The sequence below is a fragment of the Shewanella waksmanii genome (genome assembly GCF_043643685.1).
Classification (GTDB): domain Bacteria; phylum Pseudomonadota; class Gammaproteobacteria; order Enterobacterales; family Shewanellaceae; genus Shewanella; species Shewanella waksmanii_A.
In genome coordinates this window covers 1-19114 of the sequence record NZ_JBHZSN010000024.1, presented here as the reverse complement: position 1 = coordinate 19114, position 19114 = coordinate 1, and the positions used below count along the sequence as shown (strand labels likewise).

At 44.7% G+C, this 19114-nt stretch carries 14 protein-coding genes and 3 tRNA genes; 1 reads left to right on the top strand and 16 read right to left on the bottom strand.

Annotated elements, in window-relative coordinates; genetic code table 11:
* Window positions 1–47: 47 nt before the first annotated feature.
* The 14 genes from rpsG to ACHUFW_RS21215 form a co-directional block, all read right to left on the bottom strand.
* On the bottom strand, window positions 48–518 hold the full coding sequence (gene rpsG, locus ACHUFW_RS21280) for a 30S ribosomal protein S7 (RefSeq protein ID WP_394205936.1): 471 nt from the start codon (window positions 516–518) through the stop codon (window positions 48–50).
* Between the two features lie 76 nt (window positions 519–594).
* Window positions 595–969: a 30S ribosomal protein S12 gene (rpsL, locus tag ACHUFW_RS21275; RefSeq protein WP_028774714.1), complete on the bottom strand. Its 375-nt coding sequence runs from the start codon at window positions 967–969 to the stop codon at window positions 595–597.
* A gap of 190 nt (window positions 970–1159) precedes the next feature.
* Entirely contained in the window at window positions 1160–5374 is a 4215-nt protein-coding gene (gene rpoC, locus ACHUFW_RS21270) for a DNA-directed RNA polymerase subunit beta' (RefSeq protein WP_394205934.1), read from the bottom strand.
* An 84-nt stretch (window positions 5375–5458) separates the two neighbouring features.
* A complete protein-coding gene (gene rpoB / locus ACHUFW_RS21265; protein WP_394205932.1) occupies window positions 5459–9490 on the bottom strand; it encodes a DNA-directed RNA polymerase subunit beta in 4032 nt (1343 codons plus the stop codon).
* Between the two features lie 238 nt (window positions 9491–9728).
* A complete protein-coding gene (gene rplL / locus ACHUFW_RS21260; protein WP_394205930.1) occupies window positions 9729–10097 on the bottom strand; it encodes a 50S ribosomal protein L7/L12 in 369 nt (122 codons plus the stop codon).
* A gap of 56 nt (window positions 10098–10153) precedes the next feature.
* Window positions 10154–10651: a 50S ribosomal protein L10 gene (gene rplJ / locus ACHUFW_RS21255; protein WP_394205929.1), complete on the bottom strand. Its 498-nt coding sequence runs from the start codon at window positions 10649–10651 to the stop codon at window positions 10154–10156.
* Between the two features lie 280 nt (window positions 10652–10931).
* Window positions 10932–11633, bottom strand: coding sequence for a 50S ribosomal protein L1 (gene rplA / locus ACHUFW_RS21250; RefSeq protein WP_394205928.1), 702 nt, complete (start codon window positions 11631–11633; stop codon window positions 10932–10934).
* Between the two features lie 4 nt (window positions 11634–11637).
* Window positions 11638–12066, bottom strand: coding sequence for a 50S ribosomal protein L11 (rplK, locus tag ACHUFW_RS21245; RefSeq protein ID WP_028774708.1), 429 nt, complete (start codon window positions 12064–12066; stop codon window positions 11638–11640).
* A 127-nt stretch (window positions 12067–12193) separates the two neighbouring features.
* Entirely contained in the window at window positions 12194–12745 is a 552-nt protein-coding gene (nusG, locus tag ACHUFW_RS21240) for a transcription termination/antitermination protein NusG (RefSeq protein ID WP_394205926.1), read from the bottom strand.
* 9 nt (window positions 12746–12754) lie between these two features.
* Entirely contained in the window at window positions 12755–13126 is a 372-nt protein-coding gene (secE, locus tag ACHUFW_RS21235; RefSeq protein WP_394205924.1) for a preprotein translocase subunit SecE, read from the bottom strand.
* A 259-nt stretch (window positions 13127–13385) separates the two neighbouring features.
* On the bottom strand, window positions 13386–14570 hold the full coding sequence (tuf, locus tag ACHUFW_RS21230; protein ID WP_394205922.1) for an elongation factor Tu: 1185 nt from the start codon (window positions 14568–14570) through the stop codon (window positions 13386–13388).
* A gap of 195 nt (window positions 14571–14765) precedes the next feature.
* Window positions 14766–14839, bottom strand: a tRNA-Gly gene (locus ACHUFW_RS21225).
* Window positions 14840–14874: 35 nt separating this feature from the next.
* Window positions 14875–14959: transfer RNA gene (locus tag ACHUFW_RS21220), tRNA-Tyr, on the bottom strand.
* A gap of 7 nt (window positions 14960–14966) precedes the next feature.
* A tRNA-Thr gene (locus tag ACHUFW_RS21215) sits at window positions 14967–15042 on the bottom strand.
* Between the two features lie 234 nt (window positions 15043–15276).
* Between ACHUFW_RS21215 and coaA the strand changes: the two genes are divergently transcribed.
* On the top strand, window positions 15277–16227 hold the full coding sequence (gene coaA / locus ACHUFW_RS21210) for a type I pantothenate kinase (RefSeq protein ID WP_394205920.1): 951 nt from the start codon (window positions 15277–15279) through the stop codon (window positions 16225–16227).
* Window positions 16228–16252: 25 nt separating this feature from the next.
* Here coaA and birA read toward each other — a convergent pair whose 3' ends face one another.
* Together birA and murB are read right to left on the bottom strand one after the other, a co-directional pair.
* Window positions 16253–17212 (bottom strand): bifunctional biotin--[acetyl-CoA-carboxylase] ligase/biotin operon repressor BirA, encoded by a 960-nt coding sequence (gene birA, locus ACHUFW_RS21205; protein WP_394205918.1) that lies wholly within the window; start codon window positions 17210–17212, stop codon window positions 16253–16255.
* A gap of 4 nt (window positions 17213–17216) precedes the next feature.
* A complete protein-coding gene (gene murB / locus ACHUFW_RS21200) occupies window positions 17217–18233 on the bottom strand; it encodes a UDP-N-acetylmuramate dehydrogenase (RefSeq protein WP_394205916.1) in 1017 nt (338 codons plus the stop codon).
* Window positions 18234–19114 lie beyond the last annotated feature (881 nt).

The window sequence follows — 19114 nt, the reverse complement described above, 5'->3', positions numbered from 1 at the left end:
CACTAGTGATGTAAAACATGGTGCAGGCAAAAGCCTGCACCAAGAGATTACCAGCGGTAATGTGCGAACGCTTTGTTCGCTTCTGCCATACGATGCACGTCTTCGCGCTTCTTAACAGCAGTACCTTTGTTTTCAGCAGCGTCTAGCATTTCACCGGCTAGACGTAGAGCCATAGATTTTTCACCACGCTTACGAGCAGCTTCAACTAACCAACGCATACCCAACGCGTTACGACGAACTGGGCGTACTTCACATGGTACCTGGTAAGTAGAACCACCAACACGACGAGATTTAACCTCGACAGATGGGCGAACGTTTTCCAGGGCTGCTTCAAGGATTACTAGGTGCTCTTCGCCTTTTTTCTCAGCGACAACATCTAGTGCCTTATAAATAATTTTTTCAGCAGTCGACTTTTTGCCGTCCTGCATAATGACGTTGATGAACTTAGCCAGCAACTCACTATTGAACTTTGGATCTGGTAGGATTTTACGTTGTCCTACAACGCGACGTCTTGGCATAACAATTTCTCCGTATGCTTCAGGGACCCCAAAACTGGAATCAAAATATTAGCTTGGCCTTACTTAACGGAAAACGTTAAGACTTAGGACGCTTAGCTCCGTACTTAGAACGACCTTGACGACGTTCACTAACACCAGCACAGTCTAATGCGCCACGAACAGTGTGATAACGAACACCAGGTAAGTCTTTAACACGACCACCACGGATTAGAATCACGCTGTGCTCCTGCAGGTTGTGGCCTTCACCACCGATGTACGAAGTTACTTCGAAACCGTTAGTTAGACGCACACGAGCTACTTTACGTAGTGCAGAGTTAGGTTTTTTTGGTGTGGTTGTGTATACGCGAGTACAAACACCACGTTTTTGTGGACACGCAGCCAACGCTGGCACATTAGTCTTTTCGACTTTAGGTGCGCGAGGCTTACGTACCAACTGGTTTACAGTTGCCATGTATAGCTCCGAATCAGTTGATTAAACTCAACAGTAAGGTGTGAAAAATCTATGTCCCACAAATATGGGAGGCGAAATTTTAGAAAGGTAATGGCCGCCTGTCAAGAAATAGCCAACTTTTAAGCGATTAATTATAAAAAAAAGGCGCCAAAGGCGCCTTTTTTACAATTTGTTTACCGAAGTCGCTAGATTAATCTGAGCTTCCAGCAAGATTCAGTAGATCTGCCAGGTTTTGCTCAGCTTCACTTGCGCTGATCGTTGGTGCTTCTTCTACCGCAGCATTAGTTGCAGCTTGAGAACGGCTTTGGTGATACGCATAACCGGTACCAGCTGGGATCAAACGACCCACAATCACGTTCTCTTTCAGACCACGTAGCTTATCGCTCTTACCACCAACAGCTGCTTCAGTAAGAACACGAGTGGTCTCCTGGAACGATGCCGCGGAAATAAACGACTCAGTAGCAAGCGATGCTTTGGTAATACCTAATAGTTCACGTTCGAACTTCGCAGGTTGTTTACCTTGTGCTTCTAGTTCACGGTTAGCAATTTTAACGCGTGAAACTTCAACTTGTTCACCAGCTAAGAATTCACTATCGCCAGCGTCAGTGATTTCGCACTTACGTAGCATCTGACGGATAATCACTTCGATGTGCTTATCGTTAATTTTTACGCCCTGTAGACGGTATACGTCTTGAACTTCGTTAACGATATAGTTAGCCACTTTATGAATACCACGTAGACGTAGAATGTCATGTGCTGCTTCTGGACCATCAGCGATAACTTCACCGCGTTCAACTTTTTCACCTTCGAACACGTTTAGGTTACGCCACTTTGGAATCATCTCTTCATACGGCTTGCCACCATCAGCAGGCGTGATCACTAGACGACGCTTACCTTTAGTTTCTTTACCGAACGAGATAGTACCTGAGTGCTCAGCAAGAATTGCAGGCTCTTTTGGCTTACGCGCTTCGAACAAGTCAGCAACACGCGGTAGACCACCGGTAATATCACGGGTCTTAGAAGATTCCTGTGGAATACGAGCCAAGGCGTCACCAACGTTAATTGGTGCATTATCGTCTTGGTTTACAATCGCGTTACCTGGTAAGAAGTACTGAGCAGGTACTTCAGTACCTGGAATCATCAAGTCGTTACCGCTTGCATCTACAAGACGGATTGCTGGACGCATTTCTTTACCGGCAGTTGGACGTTGACCAACTTCCATAACCACGATTGACGATAGACCAGTAAGTTCATCTGTTTGACGGTTCATAGTGACACCTTCAATCATATCAACGAACTTAATACTACCCGCAACCTCAGAAACGATGGGGTGAGTATGTGGATCCCAGTTAGCGATGATCTCACCAGACTCAACATTCGCATCTTCTAGTTTCTCAAGCACAGTACCGTAAGGTACTTTATAACGCTCTTTCTCACGACCTAGCTCATCAATAATCGCTAGCTCAGAAGAACGAGAAACAATCACTAGTTTGCCGTCGCTGTTAGTTACATGCTTAGCATTGTGTAGTTTCAGTGTACCAACATTCTTAACTTGAACGTTGTTTTCAGCTGAAGCTCGAGATGCCGCACCACCAATGTGGAAGGTACGCATTGTAAGCTGTGTACCAGGCTCACCAATTGATTGTGCTGCAACAACGCCAATCGCTTCACCTTGGTTAATGATATGACCACGTGCAAGGTCACGACCATAACAAGCCGCACACACACCAAAGTCAGTATCACAGCTGATAACAGAGCGAACAATCACTTCGTCAACTGAGTTTTCTTCTAACTTGTCACACCATGCTTCATCTAGCAGCGTGTTACGGGGCGCAAGTACATCTTCAGTACCTGGGTAGTACACGTCTTCAGCAACAACACGACCTAGTACACGTTCACGTAACGGCTCAACTACATCACCACCTTCAATAAGCGGCTTCATAGTTAGACCTTCGTGGGTACCACAGTCTTCTTCGATAACAACCAAATCTTGTGCTACGTCAACTAGACGACGAGTTAGGTAACCCGAGTTAGCTGTCTTCAATGCGGTATCGGCAAGACCTTTACGCGCACCGTGAGTAGAAATAAAGTACTGTAGTACGTTTAGACCTTCACGGAAGTTAGCCACAATTGGGGTTTCAATAATAGAGCCATCTGGCTTAGCCATCAGACCACGCATACCCGCTAGCTGACGAATCTGTGCCGCACTACCACGAGCGCCTGAGTCGGCCATCATGTAGATGCTGTTGAACGAATCTTGAGTTTCCTCTTCGCCTTCACGGTTCAACACTGTCTCAGTAGACAGGTTGTCCATCATCGCTTTAGACACTTTTTCGTTCGCACTTGCCCAGATATCGATAACTTTGTTATAGCGCTCACCGGCTGTAACTAGACCTGATTGGAACTGCTCTTGAATTTCAAGCACTTCAGCTTCAGCATCAGAAACTAGCGTGTACTTCTCTTCTGGGATCACCATATCGTTGATACCCACAGAAGCACCAGAAACTGTCGCAAAGTGGAAACCGGTATACATCAATTGGTCAGCAAAGATAACTGTATCTTTCAGACCTAGTTGACGATAACAGGTGTTCAATAGCTTAGAGATCTGCTTCTTACCCATGTTTTGGTTAACCAAATCATAGGACAAACCTTTCGGTAGAATTTGTGAAAGCAGTGCACGACCCACAGTCGTATCAACGATACGGCGTGTTTCAACTGGCTCACCGTTTTCAGTGAACTGAGTCTCTGTAATACGAACTTTAACGCGTGCGTGAATCTCTGCAACACCAGTACGATAAGCTTTTTCAACTTCATCGACTGACTCAAATGCCATTGCTTCACCTTTACCATTGACGCATTCGCGGCTGGTATAGTAAAGACCCAATACAACGTCTTGCGAAGGTACGATGATTGGCTCACCGTTCGCTGGAGACAAGATGTTGTTGGTAGACATCATCAATGAACGTGCTTCTAACTGAGCTTCAAGTGTTAGCGGCACGTGAACAGCCATTTGGTCACCATCGAAGTCAGCGTTGTACGCCGCACAAACGAGTGGGTGAAGCTGAATCGCTTTACCTTCAATAAGTACTGGCTCAAATGCCTGAATACCTAGACGGTGAAGCGTTGGTGCACGGTTAAGCATGACTGGATGTTCACGAATCACTTCGTCTAGTACATCCCATACTTCAGCCACTTCACGCTCTACCATTTTCTTCGCAGCTTTAATGGTTGTCGCTAGACCACGACCTTCCAATTTGCCGTAAATAAATGGCTTGAATAGCTCAAGTGCCATCTTCTTAGGAAGACCACACTGGTGCAGACGTAAAGTAGGACCTACGGTAATTACCGAACGACCAGAGTAATCAACACGCTTACCAAGTAGGTTCTGACGGAAACGACCTTGCTTACCTTTGATCATATCTGCCAAAGATTTCAGAGGACGCTTGTTAGAACCAGTAATAGCACGACCACGACGACCATTATCTAATAGCGCATCAACAGACTCTTGAAGCATACGCTTTTCGTTGCGTACGATGATGTCTGGCGCAGCTAGATCTAATAGACGCTTTAGACGGTTGTTACGGTTGATCACACGACGGTATAGATCGTTCAGATCAGACGTAGCAAAACGGCCACCATCTAGTGGTACTAGCGGACGTAAATCAGGTGGCAGAACCGGAAGAACCTTAAGGATCATCCACTCTGGCTTATTACCTGAGTTGTAGAATGCTTCAATAAGCTTAAGACGCTTAGTGATCTTCTTACGGCGAGTTTCAGAATTGATAGATGGCAACTCTTCACGCATCATCTCAATTTCTTTTTCAAGATCGATAGCACGTAGCAATTCTAGAACTGCTTCGGCACCCATCTTAGCTTCAAACTCATCACCGTACTCTTCTAACGCGTCAAGGTAGTTTTCTTCGGTTAGCATTTGACCGCGCTCAAGGCTAGTCATGCCTGGCTCGATCACAACGAAAGATTCGAAGTAAAGTACGCGTTCGATGTCACGCAATGTCATATCTAGCATTAGGCCGATACGAGATGGCAGAGACTTCAAGAACCAAATGTGTGCAACTGGGCTAGCAAGATCGATGTGACCCATACGCTCACGACGTACTTTAGTCTGGGTAACTTCTACACCACACTTCTCACAGATCACACCACGGTGCTTAAGGCGCTTATACTTACCGCATAAACACTCATAATCTTTTACTGGGCCAAAAATACGCGCACAGAACAAACCTTCACGCTCAGGCTTGAAAGTACGGTAGTTGATGGTTTCTGGCTTCTTAACTTCACCAAATGACCAAGAGCGGATTAAGTCTGGCGACGCTAGGCCAATCTTAATACCTTCAAATTCTTCAGTCTTACTTTGCTGTTTCAGAAACTTTAATAAGTCTTTCACGTTTCTCTCCTGAAGGAGTTAAACCGGGTGCTCCGCTGTCGCAGAGCACCAATTTATTGCCGATTAATCGGCGCTCGCCAAGTGTTACTCTTGATCCAACTCGATATTGATACCAAGTGAACGGATCTCCTTCAGCAATACGTTGAAGGACTCAGGCATACCTGGTTGCATCTGATGGTTACCGTCGACGATGTTCTTATACATCTGAGTACGACCGTTAACGTCATCAGACTTAACAGTAAGCATTTCTTGAAGAGTGTAAGCTGCACCGTATGCTTCAAGTGCCCATACTTCCATCTCACCGAAACGCTGACCACCGAACTGTGCTTTACCGCCCAGTGGTTGCTGAGTAACAAGACTATAAGAACCCGTAGAACGAGCATGCATCTTATCGTCTACCAAGTGGTTAAGTTTCAGCATGTACATGTAACCAACAGTTACTTGACGCTCAAACTCATTACCTGTACGGCCATCATAAAGTGTGCGTTGACCAGAGGTAGGCAGACCAGCAAGTGCTAGCATGTCCTTAATCTCTTTCTCTTTCGCACCATCAAATGCTGGCGTAGCAGTAGGTAAACCACCTTTTAGGTTCTTAGCAAGACGTAAAACTTCTTCATCAGTAAATGAATCGATATCGACTTGCTGCTGCACGCCTTCACCTAATTCATAAACTTGTTTGATGTAATTACGAAGCTCTGCTAATTCACGCTGCTCTTCAAGCATAGCAGTGATTTGGTCACCGATACCTTTAGCCGCAGCACCTAAGTGCACTTCTAGAACCTGACCGATGTTCATACGAGATGGTACACCAAGCGGGTTCAGTACGATGTCAACTGGGTTACCGTTTTCATCGTATGGCATATCTTCAACTGGGTTAATCTTAGAGATAACACCCTTGTTACCGTGACGACCCGCCATCTTATCACCAGGCTGGATAGTACGCTTAACTGCTAGGTAAACCTTAACAATCTTAAGTACACCAGGTGCTAAGTCATCGCCTTGAGTGATCTTGCGACGCTTGATTTCGAACTTCTTATCGAAATCCGCTTTCAGCTCTTCATGCTGCTCTGCAAGTTGCTCAAGTTCAGTTTGCTTAGCTTCATCATCAATAGATTGAACTAGCAACTGTGGACGAGGAATCGCATCAAGTTGTGCTTCACTGAAACCAGCAGTTAGTAGCAGGTTACGGGCACGGCCAAAGACACCTTCTTCAAGGATCTTGAACTCTTCAGTCAAATCTTTCTTAGCTTGACCGATATGCATTTCTTCGATTTCAACAGCACGCTTGTCTTTTTCAACGCCGTCACGAGTAAATACTTGAACGTCGATGATTGTACCTTTAACAGAGTTAGGTACGCGTAGTGAGCTGTCTTTAACGTCAGAAGCTTTTTCACCGAAGATAGCACGTAGTAGCTTTTCTTCTGGAGTTAGCTGAGTTTCACCTTTTGGCGTCACTTTACCAACAAGGATGTCGCCACCCTTCACTTCTGCACCGATATAAACGATACCAGACTCATCTAGCTTAGACAGCGCAGACTCACCTACGTTTGGAATATCAGCGGTAATTTCTTCGCTACCCAACTTAGTATCACGAGCAATACAAGACAGCTCCTGAATGTGGATAGTGGTAAAGCGGTCTTCTTGTGCGACACGCTCAGAAATCAAGATTGAATCTTCGAAGTTGTAACCGTTCCAAGGCATGAACGCGATACGCATGTTTTGACCAAGCGCCAAATCACCTAAATCGGTAGATGGGCCATCAGCCAATACATCACCACGTACAACTGGATCGCCCACTGAACAACAAGGACGCTGGTTAATACATGTGTTCTGGTTAGAACGGGTGTATTTGGTCAAGTTGTAGATGTCGATACCGGCTTCGCCAGGAGTGAGTTCTGCTTCGTTAACTTTAACAACGATACGGCTAGCATCGACATAATCGATATAACCACCACGCTTAGCGGCAACAACTACGCCAGAATCAACAGCAAGTGTACGCTCAATACCAGTACCTACTAGCGGCTTATCAGCCTTCAGTGTTGGTACTGCTTGACGTTGCATGTTCGCACCCATCAATGCACGGTTCGCATCATCGTGTTCTAGGAATGGAATCAACGATGCAGCAACAGAAATGATCTGTTGTGGCGAAACGTCCATGTATTGAACATCTGCAGCGCGCATGAAGGTAGCTTCACCTTTATGACGACATGCAATTTGCTCTTCAATCATGCGACCGTTGTGATCAACTTCGATGTTAGCCTGTGCAATAACATAACGGCCTTCTTCGATAGCTGATAGATAATCAACTTGATCGGTAATCACACCATCAACCACTTTGCGGTAAGGTGTTTCTAAGAAGCCATAAGAGTTAGTACGCGCAAAGCTTGCTAACGAGTTAATTAGACCAATGTTTGGACCTTCAGGAGTCTCAATTGGACATAGACGACCATAGTGAGTTGGGTGAACGTCTCGAACTTCGAAGCCCGCACGCTCACGAGTCAAACCACCAGGACCTAAAGCAGAAATACGACGCTTATGCGTCACTTCTGACAATGGGTTGTTTTGGTCCATGAACTGAGATAACTGTGAAGAACCGAAAAATTCTTTAACAGCAGCTGAAATTGGCTTAGCGTTGATTAGATCTTGAGGCATAAGCTCGTTCAGATCACCAAGGCTCAAGCGCTCACGTACGGCACGTTCAACACGAACAAGACCAACGCGGAACTGGTTTTCAGCCATTTCACCAACACTACGGATACGACGGTTACCTAAGTGATCGATATCATCAACTTCATCTAGACCATTACGGATCTTGATGATGTTCTGCATAACTGCAACGATATCTTCTTTAGTTAGGATGCCAGTACCTTCATCGTCTTCGATACCTAGACGACGGTTGAACTTCATACGACCTACTTTAGATAGGTCATAACGTTCTTCGCTGAAGAACAAGTTCTGGAATAGCGCTTCTGCAGCATCTTTGGTTGGCGGCTCGCCTGGACGCATCATGCGATAGATCTCAACCAACGCCTCTAAGCGGTTAGTGGTTGAATCGATGCGTAGCGTGTCAGAAATATATGCACCATTATCAAGATCGTTGATGTATAGGGTGTCAATTTCTTTAATACCTGCCATAGAAAGCTTAGCTAAGTCTTCTAAGCTAATCTCGCCGTTAGCTGACACCAATACTTCACCCGTATCTGGGTCAATGTAGTCTTGAGCGGCAATCTTGCCAGCAATGTACTCAACCGGTACTTCAAGCTCAGTGGTGTTAGTTTTTTCTAATTGACGGATATGACGGGCAGTAATACGGCGGCCTTTCTCAACGAGAACATTACCTTCCGCATCTTTAATGTCATAGCTTGCAGTTTCGCCACGTAGACGATCTGCAACCAAGTTCATCACTAGTGAGTCTTTCTTGATCTTGTACTGAACACGATCGAAGAATAGGTCTAGGATGTCTTGGGTAGAGTAATCTAGTGCACGTAGAATAATTGACGCTGCCAATTTACGACGACGGTCAATACGTACGAACAGTGCATCTTTTGGATCAAACTCAAAGTCTAACCATGAGCCACGGTAAGGAATAATACGTGCGTTATAAAGCACCTTACCTGAAGAGTGGGTCTTACCACGGTCGTGATCAAAGAATACACCAGGACTACGGTGCAACTGCGATACGATTACACGTTCAGTACCATTGATAACAAAGGTACCGTTGTCAGTCATTAGAGGGATATCCCCCATATAGACTTCTTGTTCTTTAATGTCTTTGACAGTGCCAGGTGCTGCTTCACGGTCATAAAGAACCATACGTAACTTAACACGTAATGGTGCAGAGTATGTAACACCGCGGATTTGACACTCTTTCACATCAAAAACTGGCTCACCTAGCTTGTAGCTTACGTACTGTAGCTCTGAGTTACCAGAAAAGCTCTTGATGGGAAAAACGCTACGGAATGCAGCTTCTAGACCGCGCTCACCCGTAGGATCTTGATCGGTGAACTTCTTAAAAGAGTCCAACTGGATTGACAGCAGGTAAGGAATGTCCAGCACTTGCGGACGCTTACCAAAGTCTTTGCGAATACGCTTCTTTTCAGAATAGGAGTAAACCATGGGTTTCCTCTGATTGCGAGATGTGACCAAGACTGAAACAACCTTATGTTGTATCAGCACGTTTGCCCATCACCGTTGAAAGCAAGAACCTAGCCAGTAATCTCTGCCAGGAACTGCAACAATTTGGCGACAAACGGTGAATAAAAAATCGCCAACGCTTACAGCGCAAAAAAGGCCGACGGTTAAAAAACCGCCAGCCTCCGCCCGATTGCTCGGGGGTAGTAAGTTAAATTATAACTTACTTGATCTCAACAGCAGCACCAGCCGCTTCTAGATCAGTCTTAAGAGCTTCAGCTTCTTCTTTAGAGATACCTTCTTTCACTGCTACTGGAGCAGATTCAGCCATACCTTTAGCTTCTTTCAGGCCTAGACCTGTAGCGCCACGAAGAGCTTTAATTACAGCAACTTTGTTGTCACCGTGAGAAGTTAGAATTACGTCGAATTCTGTCTTCTCTTCAGCAGCACCAGCATCGCCAGCACCACCAGAAACAACAGCAGCAGCGGCAGAAACGCCGAACTTCTCTTCCATTGCTTCGATTAGTTCAACAACTTCCATTACAGACATTTCTGCAAGGGCTTCTAAGATTTGGTCTTTAGTGATAGACATAACAAAAAATTCCTAATTGTACTGAATTCAATTTAATTAAGCGGCTAATCTTATGATTAAGCTGCTTCTTTCTGATCGCGAAGAGCGGCCAATGTACGAACCAACTTGCCAGCAGACGCTTCTTTTAGAGTCATCATGAACTGAGCTAGTGCTTCTTCGTATGTTGGTAGTTTCGCTAAACGATCAATTTCTGCTGCAGGGATTAGTTCCCCTTCAAAGGCTGCTGCTTTGATTTCAAACTTCTCTTGCTCTTTAGCGAAGTCTTTAAGTAGACGCGCTGCAGCACCTGGGTGCTCGTTAGAGAATGCAATCAAAGTAGGACCAGTAAACGTCTCAGCTAGGCACTCAAAATCAGTACCTTCAACAGCGCGCTTAACTAGAGTGTTACGTACAACTTTAACGTATACACCAGCTTCACGAGCAGCTTTACGAAGACCAGTCATATCACCTACAGTTACACCGCGTGAATCGGCTACTACTGCAGATAAAGCACCTTTGGCAGCTTCGCTGACTTCAGCAACAATCGCTTTTTTGTCTTCGAGTCTTAATGCCATTGGCTTTACTCCTGGATTCTATCTAGGGATTTCCCTAGCAATTACCATACTAAACAATCAATTGTTTAGTTACTTACGGCGCGAATTTCCAGGCAGAAAAAAATCTATCTGGGGTCCGACACCGTCTACGTAGGAAATTAAGTAACTCTTATTGAGCACACCTACGGTCTTGGACGGAAGTCTAAAAATCAATCACTTAATGATTAAAAATTAGACCTCAACCCACAAAGTGCGCGAATTATAAATGAATCCAGACACTTTGTAAAACTAGCTTAAGAAATTAGTTAGAAGTAGATAGGGTAGCCTGATCTACTGCAACACCTGCACCCATAGTGGTAGAGATGCTAACTTTCTTAAGGAAAACACCTTTTGCTGAAGCAGGCTTAGCCTTAACTAGTGCACTTAATAGTGCTTCTAAGTTTTCTTTCAGCTGTGCTGGTTCGAAATCAACCTTACCGATAGTGGTGTGGATGATACCGTTCTTGTCGTTGCGGTAACGAATTTGACCAGCTTTAGCGTTCTTAACTGCTTCTGCAACGTTTGGAGTTACAGTACCAGTTTTAGGGTTAGGCATTAGACCACGTGGGCCTAAGATTTGACCTAACTGACCAACAACGCGCATTGCATCAGGAGATGCGATAACTACGTCAAAGTCCATTTCGCCAGCTTTAACTTGTGCAGCAAGCTCGTCCATACCGACTAGCTCAGCACCAGCTTCAGTAGCAGCTTCTGCATTAGCACCTTGAGTGAATACAGCAACACGAACGTCACGACCAGTACCGTGTGGTAGTACAGTTGCACCACGAACGTTTTGGTCTGATTTACGTGGGTCAACACCTAGGTTAACCGCTACATCAACACTTTCTACAAATTTAGCAGTCGCAAGCTCTTTAAGCAGTGCAACAGCTTCGTTGATTTCGTAGTTCTTAGTCGCTTCAACTTTTTCGCGGATCAAACGAGCACGTTTAGTTAGCTTTGCCATTATATTAGTCCTCTACTACCAAACCCATTGAACGCGCAGTACCTTCAATAGAACGCATCATCGCTTCCATATCAGCACCAGTCATATCAGCTTGCTTAACTTCAGCAATCTCTTGAACAGCGCTACGCTTGATAGTACCCACTTTTTCAGTGTTAGGACGACCAGAACCAGACTTCAGGCCTGCTGCTTTAAGCAGTAGGAAAGATGCAGGTGGTGTCTTAGTTTCGAAAGTGAAAGAACGATCGGTGTAAACAGTGATAACAACTGGAATTGGCATACCTTTGTCGAACTTTTCAGTACGAGCGTTGAATGCTTTACAGAATTCCATGATGTTTACGCCTTTTTGACCCAATGCAGGACCAACTGGTGGCGAAGGATTAGCAGCACCGGCTGCTACTTGTAGTTTGATGTAACCATCAACTTTTTTAGCCATGAGACATTTTCCTCAAGTATGGGTACAAACGCTAAAGACGACATGCCTTTTAGCTCCCCGAAAACAATGGGTGCGGATTATATAAAAAATCCGCACCCATTCCAAATAAAATTTGTACTTAATTTAATCAGCTTTTTTCAATCTGACTAAAATCTAGTTCTACTGGTGTCGAGCGACCGAAAATCATCACAGAAACTTTAACGCGGTTCTTCTCATAATCGACTTCTTCAACAGTGCCGTTAAAGTCAGCAAATGGACCGTCGGTAACGCGTACAATCTCACCAGGCTCAAACATAACGCGATGAGTCGGTGATTCTGTCGTTTCTTGTAAACGCTGTAAAATAGCGTTCGCTTCTTTATCTGAGATTGGTGCAGGTCTATCAGACGTTCCACCGATAAAGCCCATGACACGAGGGATACTTTTAACTAGGTGCCAGCTTTCGTCGTTCATTTCCATCTGTACTAAAACATAACCTGGAAAGAACTTGCGCTCACTCTTGCGACGCTGACCAGCGCGCATTTCAACCACCTCTTCAGTTGGTACTAGTACCTCACCAAAGTAGTGCTCCATGCTATGCATTTTGATGTGCTCTAGAAGAGACTTACAAACTCGTCCTTCATAGCCTGAAAAAGCTTGAACAACATACCATCTCTTTTTAGCTTCAGTTGCTTCAGTCATGCGAAATGCCTATACGCCTGTAATAAAATTAACAATTCGAAGAAGTACTGCGTCCATACCCCATAGGATAAGCGCTAATACACCTGTCGCCGCTAGCACGATAAAAGTCGTGTTTAACGCTTCTTGGCGAGTTGGCCAGACAACTTTACGTACTTCAATATGTGATTCGCGAGCAAAAACTAACGCTTGCTTACCTTTTTCGGTTTGTAGTGCAATGAAACCAGCAATAGCAAAAGCAACTACTACACCAATAGCACGAACCAGTACGCTAGCTTCGCTATACATTTGGTTACCAACAATAGCGGCAGCCAACAAAATGACCACTAGGCCCCATTTTACGATATCCAAAGAGTTACCTTGGTTTTCTGTATTTGTTGTCATCGGTTAATTCCGTTACTTACTGCGACCTGAGCCTAACAGGCCAAACTTTATAGGCAGTGGGATAGAATTTTAGCTTCTCATCCCTCACCCTGAGCTTATATTAACCATCAATATAATCCCAGAGGGTCAAAAATCGGCCATAGATTGTATGCTTATTCAGAGCAATTGGCAAGGCGCGCAGTCTGGTTATCATTAAATATAACCTAAAACAAAAAAGGCAGCCTAAGCTGCCTTTTCTTACCACTAAATCTTCGACTAATTAGTCTACGATTTTAGCTACAACACCAGCACCAACTGTACGGCCACCTTCACGGATTGCGAAGCGTAAACCTTCGTCCATCGCGATTGGGCAGATTAGTGTAACAGTCATCTTGATGTTATCACCTGGCATTACCATTTCTACGCCTTCTGGTAGCTCGATAGTACCTGTTACGTCAGTTGTACGGAAGTAGAACTGTGGACGGTAACCTTTGAAGAATGGAGTGTGACGACCACCTTCTTCTTTCGAAAGTACGTATACTTCTGATTCGAAAGTTGTGTGTGGAGTGATTGAACCTGGAGCGGCTAGTACTTGACCACGCTCTACTTCATCACGCTTAGTACCACGTAGTAGTACACCACAGTTCTCACCTGCACGACCTTCGTCAAGCAGCTTACGGAACATTTCTACACCAGTACAAGTTGTCTTCGTAGTCTCTTTGATACCTACGATTTCAATCTCTTCACCTACTTTGATGATACCACGCTCAACACGACCTGTTACTACTGTACCACGGCCTGAGATTGAGAATACATCTTCAATTGGTAGAATGAACGCACCGTCAATTGCACGCTCTGGCTCTGGAATGTAAGTATCTAGCGCTTCTGCAAGCTCAATGATCTTAGCTTCCCACTCTGCTTCACCTTCTAGGGCTTTAAGTGCAGAACCTTGGATAACTGGTAGGTCATCACCTGGGAATTCATACTCAGAAAGAAGTTCACGAACTTCCATTTCTACTAGTTCTAGAAGCTCTTCGTCATCTACCATGTCACATTTGTTCATGAATACGATGATGAAAGGTACACCTACCTGACGAGAAAGTAGGATGTGCTCACGAGTTTGTGGCATTGGGCCATCTGTAGAAGCAACTACTAGGATTGCGCCGTCCATCTGTGCAGCACCAGTGATCATGTTTTTAACATAATCCGCGTGACCTGGGCAGTCTACGTGTGCGTAGTGACGAGTTGGAGTGTCATATTCGATGTGAGAAGTATTAATTGTAATACCACGCTCACGCTCTTCTGGAGCGTTATCGATTTGTGCGAAATCACGTGCTTCACCACCGTATGTCTTAGTCAATACAGCAGAGATAGCAGCAGTTAGAGTTGTTTTACCATGGTCAACGTGACCAATGGTGCCCACGTTCACGTGGGGTTTATTACGTTCAAATTTTTCTTTAGCCATGGTATTGCCCCAATCCAAAGTATTTGGTGATGAAACTGCATATAGCAAAAAATCCGATGTAGTTAAGGACATCGAATCAGTTAATAAGATAATTGGGGAACAAAGAAGCGGGTCGGTGCTGATAGGTAGCCTTAAATCGGAAAAAGCACTCGATACCGAGTGCTTTCTACTGATTAAGTATTATCAGCAAGATTTTGGAGCGGATGGCGGGAATCGAACCCGCGTTATCAGCTTGGAAGGCTGGAGTAATACCATTATACGACATCCGCGCAACCTACTTCAGGTTACCTAACTACCTAGAATATGGTGGAGGGAGAAGGATTCGAACCTTCGAAGGCTGAGCCGTCAGATTTACAGTCTGATCCCTTTGGCCACTCGGGAACCCCTCCAGAGAAATGGTGCCGGCACCAAGAGTCGAACTCGGGACCTACTGATTACAAGTCAGTTGCTCTACCAACTGAGCTATGCCGGCGTGTCATTTCGGTAGCGGATATTAGGTAAATGTGAGCATAAGTGCAATACCTATTTTTAATTTTTCTCAAAAAAAGCGTCAAACGTTGCTTTTTCAGCCATAAAAAGGGCGTAAAGTGCGTTTTTTATTCATTCTCTTTAGCTAAAAACAAATTTCACTCTGGCAACACATGCTTTGATGTTGTTCACATAAACGTGATGGTGTACTGTGCGACTCCTAATGGGGAGAGAATAAATGACAATAACCAACCAAATTCACCAAGCGCTGTATTTAGCTTTTGGTCGTCAGCAATGGGCCGAGCTACGTAAATCCGTGCCTTTAACGCTGAGTGAAGTTGATTTGGCGGATCTACGCGGCATCAATGAAAATATCTCGTTGTCAGAGGTTACTGACATTTATCTTCCTTTAAGCAGATTGCTAAACCTCATAGTAGGCGCAAAACAAAAGCGCGGCGTTGTGCTCAATGAGTTTCTTGGTCGCACACCACCTAAAAGACCCTATGTAATCAGTATTGCTGGTAGCGTCGCAGTGGGCAAAAGTACCACAGCGAGGATTTTACAGGCGCTGTTAAGGCAATGGCCAGAACACCCCAAAGTGGATCTCGTGACCACCGACGGATTTCTTTATCCCCTTGCAGAATTGAAACGCCGAGGCCTACTACAACGTAAAGGCTTCCCCGAAAGCTATGATATGAAGCTGTTGGTAGATTTCATTTCAAAGGTGAAATCCGGCGAAGAGAAAGTACATGCGCCGCTATATAGTCATATTACCTATGACCGACTTGAGCAAAAACAACTTATCAATCATCCCGACATTCTCATTATCGAAGGGTTAAACGTTTTGCAAAATGGGCAAGATTCACACCTGCCACTTCAACAACCCTATGTGTCAGACTTTGTTGATTTTTCGATATATGTTGATGCTGACGAAGCACTATTGAAGAATTGGTATATTCAGCGCTTCTTGCAATTCAGACAAGGCGCATTTGCGAATCAAAACTCATACTTTCACCATTATTCAAAACTTGAAGATAACGAAGCGAAAAAGATCGCAGCTAATATTTGGGATAGTATTAATGGACCTAACCTCAATCTAAATATCCTGCCAACGCGCGACCGAGCAAGCCTCATATTGCAAAAAGGCGCCGATCACCGTATGGATAGAGTATTAATGCGTAAGAAATAGTGCGGAGTATCACGCTCCGCACAGTTTAGGCTTTTCGTAAACTGATCTCTCCACCAACATATGCTTGTACTTTGCCCTCTGACTCAAGCAACAAACTCCCTTGTTCATCAATGCCTTTGCAAACCCCTTCAACCACCTTATCACCCATCAACAATTTGACCTGTTGATTAACAAAGATATCAGCTTGCTGCCAACGATGCATAAAGGCAGATAACCCCTCATTTTCGAACTCTTGAAGGTCTGTGATCAGCTGACTTTGCAACGCTAACGTCAACGCGGTTTTGTTTGGCAGATTCGGTAGACCGGATAGGTCGCTCCAGGGTTGATCGATCTGCTCTGCTTGTGCCGCTGACATCGCTAAGTTTATACCGATGCCAATGACCAAGTTACACTCACTATCCGCCTGACCGCTCATCTCAACTAAGACACCAGCCAATTTTCTATTATCTAAATAGATATCATTAGGCCACTTGACCCCCACGTTTTCGACATCGAACTGCTTCAGTACTTCTGCTAAAGAACAAGCAACAACTAAACTTAGCCCCATTGCTTGTGCCATTCCTTGCGGGAAACGCCAGAACAACGAAAAATATAGATGCCCGCCATAGGGCGAGACCCATGTACGTCCCCGACGGCCCCTACCAGCAGATTGATATTCTGCGACGCAAAAGTCACCGCAGTTCAACTCATCGACATGATCCAACAAAAAGCCATTAGTTGAAGGGATTTCATCAAAATAGAAACAACGGCCCTTAGACTGGTCAAGTAGTAGCTTGTCGTCAATTAGTGATAGCGGAGTGGCGAGCTTATAGCCCTTACCTTTAACGCTAAAAATATCCACACCATAATCTTCTAGGCCAGCGATATGCTTACTAATTGCAGCACGGCTTATACCTAACTCATTTGCTAGGCCTTCACCAGAAACAAATTGGCCGCCGCTAAGCAAATTTACTATGGCACGTTTACGAATCCATTGATCTTGCATCTATCTACTCCTTTTCGCACTTAGCGCCAATTATTCGTGGTTCAACTTCCAGTTGCACGCCATATTGTTCAGCTACCAACTGCTTTACATGCTCTGCGAGCTGAATAATTTGTGAGCCTGTCGCATGGCCATTATTAACCAGCACCAATGCTTGTTGCTCATGTACGCTAGCATCGCCTATCGTAAACCCTTTTAACCCAGCATGCTCAATCAACCAACCTGCAGCCAACTTAACCTCACTGTCGGATACAGCGAAAGCAACTATCTGTGGATATTGTTGCTTCAATGCTAAGTAAACGCTTTTGGACACAATTGGGTTTTTAAAAAAACTACCTGCATTACCAAGTACTTTAGGATCCGGTAACTTAGTAGACCTTACCTGACAAACCTCATTAAATATATCGATTGCTTGCACTGGTTCATCGATAAAGCGTTTTAGAGGGCCATAGTCGAGTGTTGGCTGCCATGATTTAGCAAGGTGGATGCCCACATGCGTAATGATAGCTTTTCCCTTAAGGTTACCTTTAAATATGGATTCACGATAAGCAAATTGGCACTCATCAACCGCTAATCTCTTCAGCGTTAATTCAGTGGTATCTAGATACTCGACCCAAGCACAAACATCGGCTAATTCAACGCCGTATGCGCCGATATTCTGCACTGGTGCTGCACCAATGCAACCAGGAATAAGCGCCAAGTTTTCTAAGCCTGGCATACCATCATTGAGTGTCTTTTCGACAAACTGATGCCAATCCTCCCCAGCAGCGACCGACAACTTGTATAGGTTTTCATCCTCGTCAATCGTCACCCCTTTACTGTTAATCACTATGACTGTACCGGCGAAGTTCTCAGTAAAAACCACATTACTTCCACCTCCAATGACCAAATACGGCTCAGTCATACCCTCTGTAAACAGCGTTAATAACTCTTCGGTGGAATCTATAATGCATAGGCGCTGGCATCGATAGTCTAGCCCTAAGGTATTAAAAGCTTTTAAGGAGTGATTTAGGTGTTGCTGCATAGTAACTTCTTGAGGCCAAAAAAAGCATTGTAACGGAAATAAGCGCCATAGAATATCATCTCAATGACCTTGCAGACTGTGCCGTGCTAAATAGTGACCATAAGACGTTTAACTGCGCTCATGTCTCTGTTCTAAAGCTATTTAGACACACATCATCACCCCACCATTATATGAATGATAAACATGGGCTGTACTGCAGCAGTTGATTGTTAAGGAATAGAATAAATCCGGACTTATCACAACAAGAAATGCAGAGGACTTCGTTCTAATGTTTACAAAGCGTACTAGCACCTATCAAGAAATGATCCCTGGTGGCTAAGGTATGTGAGTCAGGGTGAATATGACGTCGTCTCAAGCTAACAAACGAGAAGCAAGGGATGTCGAGCGGACTTTGTATATGGATACACATCTTGCCATTCAAAAGCGCCTAGTATCTCCAGGGAAGGAGTGTACGCTAAACATTGCCGGCAACAATGTAAGTCCAACTGAACTACTGCATCTATAATTTCATGATGGTTCTTTTTCAGGACCACATACGAAAAAAGCCTCTGCACTCTTAATATAAATCAGGGCAGAGACTTTCGTCTTAATGTTTGTGGGTGAGTACAGCGATGGCTGTGAGCTTACGAACACGAAGCTCAGCGTAAATGGGGCGGACTTGCTCTTATAAAGAGACGAACCCATGTGCCTTCGGCACGTGAGACAGGGCGCTTGCTATTCAAAAGAGTCTAACCAACTGAACTACTGCATTTATACTTTTCGAAAAACAAAAAAGCCTCGTCAATCTGACGAGGCTTCAATGTAAGTGGCGGAGCGGACGGGACTCGAACCCGCGACCCCCGGCGTGACAGGCCGGTATTCTAACCAACTGAACTACCGCT

What these genes read in the sequence shown, in the direction of transcription:
- rpsL (WP_028774714.1), bottom strand. Translation starts at nt 969, where the DNA reads ATGGCAACTGTAAACCAGTTGGTACGTAAGCCTCGCGCACCTAAAGTC.
- nusG (WP_394205926.1), bottom strand. Translation starts at nt 12,745, where the DNA reads ATGACTGAAGCAACTGAAGCTAAAAAGAGATGGTATGTTGTTCAAGCT.
- rpsG (WP_394205936.1), bottom strand. Translation starts at nt 518, where the DNA reads ATGCCAAGACGTCGCGTTGTAGGACAACGTAAAATCCTACCAGATCCA.
- birA (WP_394205918.1), bottom strand. Translation starts at nt 17,212, where the DNA reads ATGCAAGATCAATGGATTCGTAAACGTGCCATAGTAAATTTGCTTAGC.
- rplK (WP_028774708.1), bottom strand. Translation starts at nt 12,066, where the DNA reads ATGGCTAAAAAAGTTGATGGTTACATCAAACTACAAGTAGCAGCCGGT.
- rpoB (WP_394205932.1), bottom strand. Translation starts at nt 9,490, where the DNA reads ATGGTTTACTCCTATTCTGAAAAGAAGCGTATTCGCAAAGACTTTGGT.
- rplJ (WP_394205929.1), bottom strand. Translation starts at nt 10,651, where the DNA reads ATGGCATTAAGACTCGAAGACAAAAAAGCGATTGTTGCTGAAGTCAGC.
- murB (WP_394205916.1), bottom strand. Translation starts at nt 18,233, where the DNA reads ATGCAGCAACACCTAAATCACTCCTTAAAAGCTTTTAATACCTTAGGG.
- rplA (WP_394205928.1), bottom strand. Translation starts at nt 11,633, where the DNA reads ATGGCAAAGCTAACTAAACGTGCTCGTTTGATCCGCGAAAAAGTTGAA.
- coaA (WP_394205920.1), top strand. Translation starts at nt 15,277, where the DNA reads ATGACAATAACCAACCAAATTCACCAAGCGCTGTATTTAGCTTTTGGT.
- secE (WP_394205924.1), bottom strand. Translation starts at nt 13,126, where the DNA reads ATGACAACAAATACAGAAAACCAAGGTAACTCTTTGGATATCGTAAAA.
- tuf (WP_394205922.1), bottom strand. Translation starts at nt 14,570, where the DNA reads ATGGCTAAAGAAAAATTTGAACGTAATAAACCCCACGTGAACGTGGGC.
- rplL (WP_394205930.1), bottom strand. Translation starts at nt 10,097, where the DNA reads ATGTCTATCACTAAAGACCAAATCTTAGAAGCCCTTGCAGAAATGTCT.